Here is a 14572-nt window from a genome sequence, read left to right as displayed (position 1 = left end):
TAGCCCGCTGCTATGCATGGCCGGATGCTCTCTCCCACCTAAAAAGAATGGTTTTATGTCATTTTTTTAATTCATATTTTATATGTTTGTTTTACTGGAACCGTAACAGTTTCTTTTCTGTTAACTAATAATAATTGCACACCGAAGTATAATGTGCTCGCCAATGCTATACCTGAAACGGCATCTAAGAAAGCGTGTTGCTTTGTAAATAGAGTCGATAAGATAATGAGAGTACCAAAGAAAGTAAGAATTGAATATTCCCACTTATGTTGCTCTCTTCGCTTATAAGCCGCTAGCATAATCACAAATGTTGTGAGAACGTGGATGCTAGGAAAACAGTTTACCGGTTGATCGATACTATAAATATAGCGAACTAAGCTAGAAAATACATCTGTTCCTACTACAGTAGGACGAGGTACTGTTGTTTGCCAAAAATAATAGATCGAAAAGCATGCGAGTTTTCCAAGAATAACGCCGCTTAATGTTATATAGTACTGTTTTCGATTAGCGAAACAATAATAAATGAGTGCTCCATATAGATATGGAAACCAAAGTAAATATGGAATGATAAATGCCTTTACAAATGGAATCCAATCATCAATTACTGTTGTAACATTAACAGCGTGTGTTCCAGATTTATTGAGTACATCGTAAAGGGGGCTTACGAGTACGAGTAGAAGTATATAACTTAATGGAAGAAAAGATGAAAGCTTATATTTTTTCATGATGATCTCCTAGTGTTTAGTAATATAAGTAAACCTTGTTGATTATAATATAGAAACTCTAAAGGGGCTATTGATTTTACTTACATTTTCTTAAATGAACCTTACATTTTTGTCACTTGACTTTGAATGGAGGGGTTAGATATGAAACGTTTGTGGGGGCTGTTAGTTCTCATATTGTTCTGTCTAGTGGGAGCGGGTTGTGAAAAGAAGAATGTGCCGCCTATCCAAGAGTATAACGGGAGGGCACTAAAGGTTGGAGTTGTCGGCGAGGCGCCCAAGGATACATTTAGAAATATAAAGTTTGTAAATGTAAAGTTAGAAGAAATGAAGGAGAAGTCTGAGGAGGTTGATGGATTTCTCGTTATGAAAGAATATTTTGAAGAAGCATCAACAGAAAAATATACGGACTTATTTTTAAACTTAAAAAAGCCAGTGTTTTTTATTGGCTTAAAGGATCGACCGTATATAATTTTTACTAATAAAGATTTAGATTATAGTAATGCACCGAAAGATGGGGCAATGATGTATACGCAAGGGTTTGTAAACGCTGGAAGAAGCACAGGCCAGTATTGGGGGATGGGATTATATAATGATACCTTTTCAGAGCAAAGTATTCACAATATGTATATAACAGTATTTCAAACGATTGCGGATTATTTGAGTAGGCAGTAAGGAGCTCTTGATTTAGGAGCTGCTTCTTTTTTTATTTAATCAAACGTTTGTTTAACATATATGTTCGGGTGCAACCGTAAATCGAGAGAAAAAATTTTATATATAGAAATGGCGGAAAAATGCGAAAAATTTGCAGGATAAAAGAAAATTATCACGAAATAAGTTAGAGTTTGGAGAAGAATCGTTTGAAATAAGAGAATGTTTTCTATATGATAAAGATAAAGGTTAGTAAAAAGTAGGTGAATTTATGACAGTAACATTTTATTCATATCCAAAGTGTGGCACATGTCAAAAAGCAAAGAAATGGTTTGAGGCAAACGATGTAGCATATGAAATGATTCATATTGTTGAAAATCCACCGTCAAAAGAAGATTTACGTAATTTACATGCGAAAAGTGAATTGCCATTAAAAAAATTCTTTAATACAAGTGGAATGCGTTACCGTGAACTTGGCTTAAAAGATAAGTTAAAGGATGCAAGTGAGGACGAAATGTTTGAACTATTAGCGTCTGACGGCATGTTGATTAAACGTCCAATCGTAACAGATGGCACGAATGTAACACTTGGTTTTAACGAAGAGCAGTTTGAAAGTGTGTGGAAAAAGTACCAATAAGGTATTTTTACATAATTAATACATTCACTGGAGGTACAGTCATGAGCATTCCAAATCATTTACGTTACTCTGAAGAACACGAATGGGTAAAAACTGAAGGCAACGAAGTTGTTATCGGTATTACTCATTTTGCACAAAGTGAGTTAGGCGATATCGTATTCGTTGAACTTCCTGAAGTAGGTGCAACAATTGAAGCTGACGAGCCATTCGGAAGCGTAGAATCTGTTAAAACAGTTTCTGAATTATACGCACCTGTAAGTGGTAAAGTTGTAGCAGTAAACGAAGACTTAAGCGACCAACCAGAACTTGTTAACGAATCTCCATACGAAGGTGCATGGATGGTTAAAGTTGAACTTTCTGATGCAAGTGAATTAGAGAAGTTATTATCTGCAGAAAAATACGCAGAAATGACAAACCAAGACTAATTTTAGTCGAGATAAAAGGGACAGCCTATGTGCTGTCCTTTTTGTTTTGCATTTTGTGAGCCAACGACCTCCTATTCTGAGCGAGCCGCTTGCGCTTTTCATTGTCTAGCTCCAGCGGCTAGAATGTTCGGTGGCTTCGTGTCTTCCTGCGAGGCAAAGAGCGCCTCTACATCAGAAGCTCCATCCCCCTCACATTCTGAGCGAGCCGCTTGCGCTTTTCTTCTTTACAAAAATAAACAGGAAACAACATGAAAATATCGAATATACTATATACTAATAAGGTTGTTTTATAGTACATGGTGATCGGGTGATGACATATGGTTTATGTAGAGAAAGTCATTATTGTCGAAGGAAAGTCAGATAGAAGAAAGATTGAATCTATTATTCGAGAACCTGTGGAAATTGTTTGTACAAATGGTACAATTGGTTTGTCGAAAATGGATGAGTTCATTGATCAGTTTTTTGATAAAGAAGTATATGTGCTAGTGGATGCAGATGATGCAGGGGAGAAGCTAAGAAAGCAATTTCGTAAGGAATTTCCGCAAGCTGAGCATATTTACATTGATCGTTCGTATCGTGAAGTGGCAACTGCGCCGTCTTCGCATTTAGCGAATGTATTATGGGGAGCTGACATCGACGTTTATACAGAATATTTACGGTAAGGAATGATAGAAGTGATTGAGTGGACAGGTGCTGAAGCTACAGCTCTAATAGCAGACCAAGAAAAAATAGTGTTATATGTATATACACCGATGTGTGGAACATGCCAATTAGCAAAGAAGATGCTAACGGTGGTAGAGGCTACTATAGCTGAATTAGAAATAGGAATGCTAGATTTAAACTATGCCCCTTATTTAGCGAGAGAGTATGAAATAGAAAGTGTACCTTGTTTACTTGTATTTGAAAGAGGAGCACTGATGAAGAAAATATATGCATTTCATTCGGTTGAATATTTATATAAAGAATTACAGTAGGCGGCAAAGTTTTTGCCGCCTCGACATATTTCTTGGGAAATATGCTTGAAAGATAGAAGTGCTACATTATTTGTCGAGAGAAAGTAACAGGATTGCCCTTTGAGGAGATGGAATGGTATGTAGTAGAAAGTGATATGAAGGATGTGACTAGAATGGAATTATATTCGTTGCTTCAATCATTTGTAACGTATGCCAATAGCCAATATCACCTCGAGCCACTTTTACGCCAAAGAGAGAAGACAATTAATATTTGTTTTAGGGATGAGTGTTACTCACTTCAAATTTCAAGAGAGTATATACAACTTTTGAAAGAGGCGAGGGGAACAGAGCAACTTGTTTGTTTTCAAGAGGAAGATTTACGGCGATTAGTAACTGGAAATGTACGATTACAAACGCTTTTAAATAGTGGGCGTGTTCAATATAACGGAACGTATCGTACGATGTTATTATTGGAATCTGTATTTCATATATGTAAACCAATGTCTGTCGGGGCTTAATATTCTGAAGTTTCTCTTTTTGCGAAAATTTCTATTGACATAATGGTTGTATATTGATACAATTCAAGTCATAAAATATAGACAATTTCATAAATTTTAAATCAGACGAAAATTCAATCTGATTTCTCTTATCAAGAGAGGTGGAGGGACTGAGCCCTATGAAACCCGGCAACCGTCAACTTTTATGTTGAAATGGTGCCAATTCCTGCAAAGCAAATGCTTTGAGAGATGAGAGGAAGGGATAATGTTGATATACGCATATAAACCTTTCTGCTCATTCTAAAAGCAGAAAGGTTTTTTGTTGTTTGAATGAGGAGGACATTCGAATAATAAGAAGAGCTAACAAGAAATTTAGCTATAGCGACAGTTAGGTTTAAGCAATTCTCACATTAAAAATAAAAAATTGTGGGAGTAAATCAGAACGAGCTGCTTACGCTTTTTAACTAAAAAAGGGGTGAACATCATGATTTTATTAGAGAATGTAAAGAAAATATATAAGTCAAAAAGTGGTGATGTCACTGCTGTGGATAATGCCAATTTAAAAATAGAGAAAGGTGAAATTTTTGGCGTTATTGGATATAGTGGCGCTGGGAAAAGTTCTTTAATTAGATTGTTTAATCAATTAGAGAAACCAACTTCCGGACAAATTACGATAGCAAATCGTGTGATTTCAGCGATTACTGGAAGTGAGCTTCGAAAAGCAAGGCAAGAAATTGGTATGATTTTTCAGCACTTCAACTTACTTTGGTCACGAACGGTTCGTGAAAATATTGCGTTTCCACTTGAAATTGCAGGTGTAGATAAAGAACAAAGAAAAAAACGTGTGGATGAGTTAATTCGTCTTGTTGGATTGGAAGGAAGAGGCGATGCATATCCGTCTCAACTAAGCGGAGGACAGAAGCAGCGCGTTGGGATTGCAAGAGCATTAGCGAATGACCCGAAAGTACTCCTCTGCGACGAAGCGACATCAGCACTTGATCCAGAAACGACAGATCAAATTTTAGATTTACTATTAGATATTAATAAACGTCTTGGTTTAACGATTGTACTTATTACACATGAAATGCATGTCATTCAAAAAATTTGTAATCGCGTTGCAGTAATGGAAAAAGGGAAAATCGTAGAGACAGGTCCTGTACTAGATGTATTCCGTAACCCGCAGCAGGAGATTACAAAGCGATTTGTACAACAAATAACAGATTCAGAAGATACGAATGAAACGATTGAGAGCCTATTAGAGAAATATCCAGAAGGTAAAGTGATTCGTTTGCAGTTTATTGGCGATTCTGTAGAGCGGCCGGTACTTCAGAGATTGATGAGACGGGATGATATAGAAGTGAGTGTGCTGCAAGGGAATATTGCACAAACAAATAATGGATCTTATGGAAACTTAGTCGTTCATTTGAATGGTACAGAGGCTGCAATCCAGCAAGCAATCGAAGGAATTCATCAAGAACAAGTAGAGCTGGAGGTGATTGCGCATGGATAAGTTACTTGCAAACGTAGATTGGAATCAAATGCTAGAAGCAACAGGTGAAACATTATACATGACGGCAATTGCAGCGCTTGCTACATTTGCTTTAGGTCTCATTTTAGGATTATTACTCTTTATGACAGCAAAAGATAATTTGTGGGAAAACAAGATGGTTCATACTGTGATTGGAGCGTTTGTGAATATTTTCCGCTCGATCCCATTTATCATTTTAATTATTTTATTAATCCCATTTACGAAGCTTCTTCTTGGAACAATTCTTGGAGCGAGTGCAGCGCTGCCAGCTTTAATTATTGGGGCAGCACCGTTTTATGCAAGGATGGTTGAAATCGCGCTTCGTGAAATTGATAAAGGTGTGATTGAAGCTTCAAAAGCAATGGGAGCAAAAACGAGCACAATCATTTGGAAAGTATTAATACCAGAATCATTACCAGCGCTCGTATCGGGTATTACAGTAACAACAATTGCTCTTGTAGGTTATACAGCAATGGCAGGTGTTGTCGGTGCTGGAGGTCTTGGGACACTTGCTTATTTAGATGGATTTCAAAGGGGACATAATGATGTAACAATTGTTGCGACAATTTGCATATTACTCGTTGTGTTTTTGATTCAGATTATTGGGGACCTTGTTACAACTCGAATTGATAAACGATAAATAAAAAGGGGAAGGGTGTTTATAACATGAAAAAATTATTACTGTCAGCACTTATTACAACGTCAATTTTTGGGTTAGCGGCTTGCGGAGGAAAAAGTGAAGATAAGCTTGTTGTTGGTGCTTCTAACGTACCACACGCTGAGATTTTAGAGAAGGCAAAACCGTTACTTGAGAAAAAAGGAATCGAATTAGACATTAAACCATTCCAAGATTACGTATTGCCGAATAAATCGTTAGCAGATAAAGAGATAGATGCAAACTACTTTCAACATATTCCGTACTTAGAGAAAGAAATTAAAGATAAAGGTTACAAGTTTGAAATTGCAGGGAAAATTCATTTAGAACCAATTGGTGTCTATTCTCAAAAATATAAGAGTTTAAAAGAACTTCCAGATGGAGCGACAATTATTATGAGTAACTCGGTTGCTGACCATGGGCGTGGTTTAGCCATTTTACAAAAAGCAGGTATTTTAAAAATTAAAGAAGGTGTAGACCCAGTTAAAGCTACTCCAAAAGATATTGCGGATAATCCGAAAAACTTGAAATTCAAAACGGACATTGAGCCTGGCTTATTACCGCAAGTGTATAACAATAAAGAAGGCGATGCTGTTTTAATTAATTCTAACTATGCGATTGATGCGAAATTAGATCCAGCGAAAGATGCGATTGCGATTGAAGATAATAATTCTCCATATGCAAACGTTGTTGCGGTTCGTAAAGGTGATAAGGATAAAAAAGAAATTAAAGCTCTTGTAGAAGTGTTACATTCAAAAGAAATTCAAGATTTCATTAAGAAAGAATATAAAGGGACAGTTGTTCCTGTAAAAGAATAATGACTTGAAAAAGGGCTGAGAAATCTCCAGCTCTTTTTTCTTTATATAAATAAGAAGAAAGATGTATCATAGTAGAATGTGAAGGAAATACTTATATACATTTGTGAAAAAATTGTTACATTTTCTCAACGTTTGCGATATCATTTTATTTGATATAAAATTAGAATGAGAATAAAATGAGAATATGAACGTTTTAGGAATTTTTAAAATGTATATAGAGGATTAATGGAGGTATTGAGATGGCTGGTTCTACATTAACGGTTAAAGATTTACATGTATCAATCGATGGCAAAGAAATTTTAAAAGGTGTAAACCTTGAAGTAAAAGGTGGAGAAATCCACGCAATTATGGGACCTAACGGAACAGGTAAATCAACTTTATCTTCTGCAATTATGGGTCACCCAAAATATGAAGTAACAGAAGGTAGCATCATCATCGACGGTGAAGATGTATTAGAAATGGAAGTAGATGAGCGTGCACAAGCGGGTCTATTCCTAGCAATGCAATATCCAAGTGAAATTAGCGGAGTAACAAACGCTGACTTCTTACGTTCTGCAATTAATGCACGACGCGAGGAAGGCGATGAAATTTCTCTTATGAAATTTATCCGTACATTAGATAAAAATATGGAATTCCTAGAAATGGATCCAGAAATGGCACAACGTTATTTAAACGAAGGTTTCTCTGGCGGTGAGAAAAAACGTAACGAAATTCTTCAATTAATGATGATTGAGCCGAAAATCGCAATCTTAGATGAAATCGACTCTGGTCTTGATATCGATGCATTAAAAGTTGTATCTAAAGGTATTAACGAAATGCGCGGTGAAGAATTCGGTTGCCTAATGATTACGCATTACCAACGTCTATTAAACTACATCACTCCAGACTTCGTTCACGTTATGATGAACGGTCGCATTGTTAAATCTGGTGGCCCTGAGCTTGCACAACGTCTAGAAGCTGAAGGTTACGACTGGATTAAAAAAGAATTAGGTATTGAAGACGAAACAGCAGAGCAAGAAGCGTAAGAGAGGAGCATAAACATGACAATTGGTACATTACCTTTCGATCAAGAAACAATCCGTCAGCGCGCTAGCGAAGTAAACGAAGCTGCTTGGTTGACTGAGTTCCGCTTACAAGCTCTTGCACAAGCAACTGAACTTCCAATGCCAACGCCTGATAAAACAAAAATCGATAAATGGGACTTTATCGGAAAAGGCGACGCTGCTAAGCAAGAGCCTGTAAGTTCTTTAGCAGAGCTTCCAGAAGCAGTGAAAAATTTAATTGATGAAAATAACAGCGTATTAGTACAGCGTACTGGTACAACAGCATTTGCTTCTTTATCTGCCGAAGCAAAAGAAAAAGGTGTTATTTTCACAGATATCATTACAGCTGCAACTGAGCACGCTGAATTAGTACAAAAGTACTTAATGAAAGACGGCGTGAAAGTGGATGAGCATCGCTTAACAGCACTTCATGCAGCATTAATCAACGGCGGTGCATTCGTATATGTTCCGAAAAACGTTGTTCTTGAAACACCACTTCAAGCTGTATTTTTAGTAGACGGCGAAGAAGCGAACGTATATAACCACGTATTATTCGTAGCGGATGCTAACAGTTCTGCAACATATGTAGAAAACTACGTAGCGAACGAAATGATTACAGGTATTGCAAATATCGTGGCAGAAGTAATCGTAGAACAAGGTGCACAAGTGAAATTCGGTGCGGTTGATCTATTAGCGAAAAATGTAACAGCTTATGTAAACCGCCGCGGTACAGTAGGACGCGATGGACGTATTGAGTGGGCATTAGGTCTTATGAACGACGGAAATACAATTTCTGAGAACGTAACGAACTTAATGGGCGACGGATCATTTGCTGATACGAAAACAGTAACAATTGGCCGTGGTAACCAAACACAAAACTTTACAACGAAAGTTGTTCACTTTGGTAAGCACTCTGAAGGATTTATTTTAAAACACGGTGTACAAAAAGATAGCGCAACATCTATCTTTAACGGAATTGGCAAGATTGAACACGGTGCATCTAAATCAAATGCACAACAATCTTCTCGCGTTCTTATGTTAGATGAGAAAGCTCGCGGTGATGCAAACCCAATTCTTTTAATTGATGAAGATGATGTAATGGCAGGTCACGCAGCTTCAGTAGGTCGCGTAGATCCAATCCAACTATACTACTTAATGAGTCGTGGTATTCCAAAACGAGAAGCAGAACGTTTAGTCATCCATGGATTCTTAGCACCTGTAGTTAATGAGCTTCCAATTGAAGGAGTAAAAACACAGCTTGTTGAGGTAATCGAAAGGAAAGTTCGCTAATGAATATTCATGAAATACGCAAACAGTTTCCAATTCTTGATCAAAAAGTGAACGGCAAACAACTTGTTTATTTCGATAGTGCAGCAACTTCTCAAAAACCAATTCAAGTTATTGAAACGTTAGAACGTTACTATAAAGAATATAATTCTAACGTGCATCGCGGTGTTCATACGCTCGGTACGAAAGCTACCGATGCGTATGAAGGTGCACGTGAGAAAGTTCGCAAGTTTATTAATGCGAAATCAATGGAAGAGATTATTTTCACGCGCGGAACGACAACTGCATTAAATACAGTAGCGGCTAGCTATGGTCTTGAAAATGTAAAAGAAGGCGATGAAATCGTTATTTCTTACATGGAGCACCATAGTAACATCATTCCGTGGCAACAAGTTGCAAAGAAAACTGGCGCAACTTTGAAATATCTTCCACTTCAACCGGATGGGACAATTTCAATAGAAGATGCTCGTCAAACAATTACACCGAATACAAAAATCGTTTCGATCATGTATGTGTCTAACGTACTTGGAACGATTAACCCTGTAAAAGAAATCGGAGCAATCGCACACGAAAATGGCGCAATTATGGTCGTTGATGGTGCGCAAAGTACACCTCATATGAAAGTAGATGTACAAGATTTAAACTGTGATTTCTACGCATTATCTGCTCATAAGATGTGCGGACCTACAGGTATCGGTGTATTATATGGTAAGAAAGATTTGCTAAACAATATGGAGCCAATTGAATTTGGCGGTGAAATGATTGATTTCGTAGATTTACAAGAATCTACTTGGAAAGAACTTCCGTGGAAGTTTGAAGCAGGTACACCGATTATCGGTAATGCAATCGGACTTGGTGCGGCAATTGATTTCCTAGAAGAAATCGGTCTTGATAATATTGAAAAGCATGAGCATGAATTAGCGCAATACGCTTTAGAAAGACTATCAGAAGTAGATGGCGTTACAATTTATGGTCCAAAGCATCGCGCTGGTCTTGTTACATTTAATATTGAAGACGTACATCCTCACGATGTAGCAACTGTATTAGATGTAGAAGGTATTGCGGTTCGCGCAGGACATCACTGTGCACAACCACTTATGAAGTGGCTTAAAGCTTCTTCAACAGCACGTGCAAGCTTCTATTTATATAATACAAAAGAAGAAATTGATACATTTGTTGAATCGCTAATCAAGACAAAGGAGTATTTCACAAATGTCATTTAATAATTTAGATACGTTATATCGTCAAGTTATTATGGATCATTATAAAAATCCTCGTAACCATGGCGTGCTAGAAGATAGTGTTACCGTTAACTTGAACAATCCAACTTGCGGCGATCGTATTCAACTTACGATGAAAGTAGAGGATGGTATTGTGAAAGAAGCGAAGTTTGAAGGAGAAGGTTGTTCGATCTCTATGTCTTCAGCTTCGATGATGACGCAAGCAGTAAAAGGAAAGAAAATGGAAGAAGCACTTCAGCTTTCTAAAATTTTCTCTGACATGATGTTAGGAAAAGAGTATGACGATAGCGTAGATTTAGGGGATATTGAAGCATTACAAGGTGTATGCAAGTTTCCAGCGCGTATTAAGTGTGCAACATTAGCTTGGAAAGCGTTAGAAAAAGGCTTAAACGAAGATAAGTAATGTTAGAGGTTCCGAAACGCGAGGTTATCTAAGGAGGGACATACCAACATGGCGAAGCAACTGCCAGATATCGGCGATTATAAATATGGTTTCAAGGATAAAGACGTTTCGATTTTCCGTGCTGGACGCGGTTTAACAAAAGAAATCGTTGAAGAGATTTCACGTATGAAAGAAGAACCACAGTGGATGTTAGACTTCCGTTTAAAATCACTGGATAAGTTCTATGAAATGCCAATGCCACAATGGGGCGGCGACTTAAACGACTTAGATTTCGATGAAATTACGTACTACGTAAAACCATCTGAGAAATCTGAGAAGTCTTGGGATGAAGTACCTGATGAAATTAAAGCGACATTTGATAAATTAGGTATTCCAGAAGCTGAGCAAAAATATTTAGCTGGTGTATCAGCGCAGTACGAATCTGAAGTTGTATACCACAACATGAAAGAAGACCTAGAAGCTCTAGGAATCGTCTTCAAAGATACAGATAGCGCATTAAAAGAGAACGAAGATATTTTCCGTGAGCATTTCGGAAAAGTAATCCCACCAACGGACAACAAATTCTCTGCATTAAACTCTGCAGTTTGGTCTGGTGGATCATTCATCTACGTTCCAAAAGGTGTAAAAGTGGATACACCACTTCAAGCGTATTTCCGTATTAACTCTGAAAATATGGGACAATTCGAGCGTACGCTTATTATCGTAGACGAAGGCGCACATGTACACTACGTAGAAGGTTGTACAGCACCTGTTTACACAACTAACTCACTACACAGTGCGGTAGTAGAAATCATCATTAAAAAAGATGCATATTGCCGTTACACAACAATCCAAAACTGGGCAAACAACGTATATAACCTAGTTACAAAACGTGCGGTTTGTGAAGAAAATGCAACGATGGAATGGATTGACGGTAACATCGGATCTAAATTAACGATGAAATACCCAGCAGTTATCTTAAAAGGCGAAGGCGCTCGTGGTTTAACATTATCTATCGCGATTGCTGGTAAAGGCCAACACCAAGATGCTGGTGCGAAAATGATTCACTTAGCACCAAACACATCTTCAACAATCGTTTCTAAATCGATTGCAAAACATGGTGGTAAAGTAACGTACCGTGGTATCGTACACTTCGGACCAAAAGCGAAAAACTCTCGTTCTAACATCGAGTGTGACACGTTAATTATGGATAACCAATCTACATCTGATACAATTCCTTACAACGAAATCAAAAACGATTACGTTTCACTTGAGCACGAAGCGAAAGTATCAAAAGTATCAGAAGAACAATTATTCTACCTAATGAGCCGCGGTATTTCTGAGCAAGAAGCTACAGAAATGATCGTAATGGGCTTCATCGAGCCATTCACTCGCGAACTTCCAATGGAATACGCAGTTGAAATGAACCGTCTGATTAAGTTTGAGATGGAAGGCAGTATCGGTTAATTTGAAAGTGGAAGCGGCTCGTTTAGAATGTGAGGGGGATGGAGCTTCTGACGTAGAGGCGAAGCCACCGAACGTTCTAGCCGCTGGAACTGGATAATAAGTAGAATTAGGGAAGCGTCCTGCTCGGCAGGGCGCTTCTTTTGGTACGCGAGTAAATATATCGGCGCTTCCACATAAAAACTCGAGATCTAACGGTTTAGATCTCGAGTTTTTCTCGTTTAAAAAGGAGATTGCATCATAATAAAGAAAATTCTGAATCAAAAAACTTTACGTTGATAAATATTTAATGATACCCCCCATGAAACGATATAAACACATACGATTATAGCTGTAGCTATGCTATACAATGCAGGTATAGATAAGCTGAAAATAGCATCGGTAACTGTACTAAACTCTGTTGCAAGAAATTGTACAGCAGGTGGGCCAAAAGCAGTTAATACGAAAAATAAAGCGATAATAATCGAAAGTAGATGATTTTGATTAAATTGATAAAATAGTGGAAAGGTAAAGGCTGCAAATAGCAAAAACAATGCATTGCTCATTACAATATGCTCTATAGTAAATGACTTTTGAAAGATGATAAGCATTGCGCTTGTTACTACAATTGCCAGCAACATGTAAATAATTGCTCCAATATAACGTGAAGCGACAATTTCCTTACGTGTATAGGGTAAAGAATTTAATAAAATATTTGTTTCTGTCTTTGTATCGTAGGCAGGCGTACTAAATGGAATAAAAATACTTGCAATCGTAAATGTTAAAATAGGGTGCTTGTTCATTACAATAAAAAAGACGATACAGCCTAAATAAATGAGTAATTGTTTCTTCTGTAAAATTAAATCGCGTTTGATTAAATTAAGCATGATGCCCTACTCCTTTCGAGTAATACATAATATCTTCTAATGAAGCTCGTTCAATCATAACTTCATTACCAAAAATTTGTTCCACTTCAGTTACATTATTCGTTAATGCCTCAAAGCCAGTTGGTGCACGATGAACATGCATAAAGGCTTTTTCTGTATCGCGGTCTAATAAATCCGTATTCCCTTTTACTAACGCATAGTTTTCTTCTACCTCATGGATGGAATGATTAAAGATTAATTGTCCCTTTTTTACAAAGGCAATAAAATCAGCAATGCGATCTAAATCTGTTGTAATATGTGTCGAGAAAAATAGTGTACGATTGCCATCAAGCATTAATTCATGTAGTAAACTAAGTAACTCACGTCTAAATATTGGGTCTAGACCTGCTGTTGGCTCATCCATAATAATCAACTCGGCATGATGTGATAGCGCAAGCGCTAGTGAAGCCTTCATCTGCATTCCTTTTGAAAAAGTTTTAATCGCTTTGTTCATTGGTAATTCAAATTGTTCTATATAGCGCTTAAATATCGTTTCATCCCAATTTTTATAAGCAGGCGCGACCATACGTTTAATATCCTTTAAATTTAACCCTTCATAAAATACGTTGCCATCAAAAACAAAACCGATGCGCTCTTTAATTTCTTTTTCATGTGTTGCGTAGTCTAAGCCGAAAATTTTAACCTCGCCCGCATCCGGCTTTAATAAGTTCATCATTATTTTAATGATTGTCGATTTACCGGCACCATTTGTGCCGATGAATCCTGTTACAAAGCCTTTTTTGATTTGTAAATTGAATTGCTTTATTGAAAAGTCTTGAAATGTTTTACTAACATTGTGTAGCTCTACTACATTTTCCATATATATCACTCCTCATATAAAATAGTTAATAATTCTCGCAGTTCCGCTAGCGGTAGCCCAATTTCCTTACTATTAGTAATGACAGACATTAACTGCTCTTCAATCACTTTTAATTTTTTCTCACGCACTACATCTAAATTTTGTTCAGCAACAAACGAACCTTTACCTACAATCGAATAAATAAAGCCTGCTTTTTCTAGTTCTTCATACGCACGCTTTGTCGTAATAATACTAATTTGCAAATCTTTTGCGAGCTGGCGCATTGATGGAAGTGGTGATCCCTCTGTTAAATCACCAGTTAAAATGAGCGATTTTATTTGATTGGTAATTTGTTCGTAAATTGGCTCCTTCGAACTATTTGAAATAATTATTTGCATGCAAATCCCTCTTAGTCTTTATATTGTATATACACTCTATATACAATATATATATTATGTATCGAAAATGCAATGTTTTTTCAGAAAATTCTTATGAATAGTGTTTGGAAACGGGAGTTAGGGGACGTCTGCTTTTTGTCGTTTTTTGTTGGTTAGTCGATATCCTT

General features: G+C 37.1%; 18 protein-coding genes and 1 riboswitch. Of the genes, 14 read left to right on the top strand and 4 right to left on the bottom strand.

All coding sequences use genetic code 11. The features are described 5' to 3' along the window. Positions 1-71: 71 nt before the first annotated feature. Entirely contained in the window at positions 72-725 is a 654-nt protein-coding gene (locus tag ACX5JI_RS14340) for a phosphatase PAP2 family protein (RefSeq protein ID WP_459501713.1), read from the bottom strand. A gap of 141 nt (positions 726-866) precedes the next feature. On the opposite strand from ACX5JI_RS14340, the gene ACX5JI_RS14335 reads away from it, so the two are divergent. The 14 genes from ACX5JI_RS14335 (at position 867) to sufB (ending at position 12306) form a co-directional block, all read left to right on the top strand. After that, entirely contained in the window at positions 867-1397 is a 531-nt protein-coding gene (locus ACX5JI_RS14335; protein WP_459501712.1) for a hypothetical protein, read from the top strand. 247 nt (positions 1398-1644) lie between these two features. After that, a complete protein-coding gene (locus ACX5JI_RS14330; protein ID WP_026049293.1) occupies positions 1645-2010 on the top strand; it encodes an arsenate reductase family protein in 366 nt (121 codons plus the stop codon). Between the two features lie 41 nt (positions 2011-2051). After that, positions 2052-2435, top strand: a complete 384-nt coding sequence (gcvH, locus tag ACX5JI_RS14325; protein WP_459501711.1) for a glycine cleavage system protein GcvH — start codon at positions 2052-2054, stop codon at positions 2433-2435. Between the two features lie 317 nt (positions 2436-2752). Then, complete coding sequence (locus tag ACX5JI_RS14320; RefSeq protein ID WP_459501710.1) at positions 2753-3097, top strand: toprim domain-containing protein; 345 nt, start codon at positions 2753-2755, stop codon at positions 3095-3097. 3 nt (positions 3098-3100) lie between these two features. Beyond that, complete coding sequence (locus ACX5JI_RS14315) at positions 3101-3409, top strand: thioredoxin family protein (protein WP_459501709.1); 309 nt, start codon at positions 3101-3103, stop codon at positions 3407-3409. A gap of 152 nt (positions 3410-3561) precedes the next feature. Continuing rightward, complete coding sequence (locus tag ACX5JI_RS14310) at positions 3562-3906, top strand: hypothetical protein (RefSeq protein ID WP_459501708.1); 345 nt, start codon at positions 3562-3564, stop codon at positions 3904-3906. A gap of 125 nt (positions 3907-4031) precedes the next feature. Further along, positions 4032-4141: riboswitch (SAM riboswitch) on the top strand. A 228-nt stretch (positions 4142-4369) separates the two neighbouring features. After that, a complete protein-coding gene (locus ACX5JI_RS14305; protein WP_459501707.1) occupies positions 4370-5395 on the top strand; it encodes a methionine ABC transporter ATP-binding protein in 1026 nt (341 codons plus the stop codon). Then, entirely contained in the window at positions 5388-6053 is a 666-nt protein-coding gene (locus ACX5JI_RS14300) for a methionine ABC transporter permease (protein ID WP_459501706.1), read from the top strand. The genes ACX5JI_RS14305 and ACX5JI_RS14300 overlap by 8 nt, the downstream gene beginning before the upstream one ends. A gap of 26 nt (positions 6054-6079) precedes the next feature. Next, positions 6080-6886 (top strand): methionine ABC transporter substrate-binding lipoprotein MetQ, encoded by an 807-nt coding sequence (metQ, locus tag ACX5JI_RS14295; RefSeq protein WP_459501705.1) that lies wholly within the window; start codon positions 6080-6082, stop codon positions 6884-6886. A 239-nt stretch (positions 6887-7125) separates the two neighbouring features. Continuing rightward, a complete protein-coding gene (gene sufC, locus ACX5JI_RS14290) occupies positions 7126-7911 on the top strand; it encodes a Fe-S cluster assembly ATPase SufC (protein WP_000929159.1) in 786 nt (261 codons plus the stop codon). Between the two features lie 15 nt (positions 7912-7926). Next, positions 7927-9219 carry a Fe-S cluster assembly protein SufD gene (gene sufD / locus ACX5JI_RS14285; protein ID WP_459501704.1) on the top strand — a complete coding sequence of 431 codons (1293 nt, stop codon included), beginning with the start codon at positions 7927-7929 and terminating at the stop codon, positions 9217-9219. Continuing rightward, positions 9219-10439 (top strand): cysteine desulfurase SufS, encoded by a 1221-nt coding sequence (gene sufS / locus ACX5JI_RS14280; RefSeq protein WP_042980694.1) that lies wholly within the window; start codon positions 9219-9221, stop codon positions 10437-10439. Before sufD ends, sufS begins: the two co-directional genes overlap by 1 nt. Further along, on the top strand, positions 10429-10860 hold the full coding sequence (gene sufU / locus ACX5JI_RS14275; protein ID WP_459501703.1) for a Fe-S cluster assembly sulfur transfer protein SufU: 432 nt from the start codon (positions 10429-10431) through the stop codon (positions 10858-10860). Before sufS ends, sufU begins: the two co-directional genes overlap by 11 nt. Before the next feature lie 48 nt (positions 10861-10908). Beyond that, positions 10909-12306, top strand: coding sequence for a Fe-S cluster assembly protein SufB (gene sufB, locus ACX5JI_RS14270; protein WP_001118827.1), 1398 nt, complete (start codon positions 10909-10911; stop codon positions 12304-12306). 257 nt (positions 12307-12563) lie between these two features. On the opposite strand, the gene ACX5JI_RS14265 is transcribed toward sufB, so the two are convergent. The 3 genes from ACX5JI_RS14265 to ACX5JI_RS14255 are packed head-to-tail and all read right to left on the bottom strand — an operon-like array spanning position 12564 to position 14405. Beyond that, positions 12564-13169 (bottom strand): ABC-2 transporter permease, encoded by a 606-nt coding sequence (locus tag ACX5JI_RS14265; RefSeq protein ID WP_459501702.1) that lies wholly within the window; start codon positions 13167-13169, stop codon positions 12564-12566. Further along, complete coding sequence (locus ACX5JI_RS14260) at positions 13162-14028, bottom strand: ABC transporter ATP-binding protein (RefSeq protein ID WP_459501701.1); 867 nt, start codon at positions 14026-14028, stop codon at positions 13162-13164. The genes ACX5JI_RS14265 and ACX5JI_RS14260 overlap by 8 nt, the downstream gene beginning before the upstream one ends. 5 nt (positions 14029-14033) lie before the next feature. Continuing rightward, positions 14034-14405, bottom strand: a complete 372-nt coding sequence (locus ACX5JI_RS14255) for a GntR family transcriptional regulator (RefSeq protein WP_459501700.1) — start codon at positions 14403-14405, stop codon at positions 14034-14036. Between the last annotated feature and the right edge of the window lie 167 nt (positions 14406-14572).

The organism is Bacillus sp. C1, from assembly GCF_054570475.1.
This window is presented reverse-complemented; position numbering and strand designations above follow the sequence as displayed.

Coding starts and splice junctions, on each gene's coding strand:
- ACX5JI_RS14340 (WP_459501713.1), bottom strand. CDS start 725: ATGAAAAAATATAAGCTTTCATCTTTTCTTCCATTAAGTTATATACTT.
- ACX5JI_RS14335 (WP_459501712.1), top strand. CDS start 867: ATGAAACGTTTGTGGGGGCTGTTAGTTCTCATATTGTTCTGTCTAGTG.
- ACX5JI_RS14330 (WP_026049293.1), top strand. CDS start 1,645: ATGACAGTAACATTTTATTCATATCCAAAGTGTGGCACATGTCAAAAA.
- gcvH (WP_459501711.1), top strand. CDS start 2,052: ATGAGCATTCCAAATCATTTACGTTACTCTGAAGAACACGAATGGGTA.
- ACX5JI_RS14320 (WP_459501710.1), top strand. CDS start 2,753: ATGGTTTATGTAGAGAAAGTCATTATTGTCGAAGGAAAGTCAGATAGA.
- ACX5JI_RS14315 (WP_459501709.1), top strand. CDS start 3,101: ATGATAGAAGTGATTGAGTGGACAGGTGCTGAAGCTACAGCTCTAATA.
- ACX5JI_RS14310 (WP_459501708.1), top strand. CDS start 3,562: ATGGAATTATATTCGTTGCTTCAATCATTTGTAACGTATGCCAATAGC.
- ACX5JI_RS14305 (WP_459501707.1), top strand. CDS start 4,370: ATGATTTTATTAGAGAATGTAAAGAAAATATATAAGTCAAAAAGTGGT.
- ACX5JI_RS14300 (WP_459501706.1), top strand. CDS start 5,388: ATGGATAAGTTACTTGCAAACGTAGATTGGAATCAAATGCTAGAAGCA.
- metQ (WP_459501705.1), top strand. CDS start 6,080: ATGAAAAAATTATTACTGTCAGCACTTATTACAACGTCAATTTTTGGG.
- sufC (WP_000929159.1), top strand. CDS start 7,126: ATGGCTGGTTCTACATTAACGGTTAAAGATTTACATGTATCAATCGAT.
- sufD (WP_459501704.1), top strand. CDS start 7,927: ATGACAATTGGTACATTACCTTTCGATCAAGAAACAATCCGTCAGCGC.
- sufS (WP_042980694.1), top strand. CDS start 9,219: ATGAATATTCATGAAATACGCAAACAGTTTCCAATTCTTGATCAAAAA.
- sufU (WP_459501703.1), top strand. CDS start 10,429: ATGTCATTTAATAATTTAGATACGTTATATCGTCAAGTTATTATGGAT.
- sufB (WP_001118827.1), top strand. CDS start 10,909: ATGGCGAAGCAACTGCCAGATATCGGCGATTATAAATATGGTTTCAAG.
- ACX5JI_RS14265 (WP_459501702.1), bottom strand. CDS start 13,169: ATGCTTAATTTAATCAAACGCGATTTAATTTTACAGAAGAAACAATTA.
- ACX5JI_RS14260 (WP_459501701.1), bottom strand. CDS start 14,028: ATGGAAAATGTAGTAGAGCTACACAATGTTAGTAAAACATTTCAAGAC.
- ACX5JI_RS14255 (WP_459501700.1), bottom strand. CDS start 14,405: ATGCAAATAATTATTTCAAATAGTTCGAAGGAGCCAATTTACGAACAA.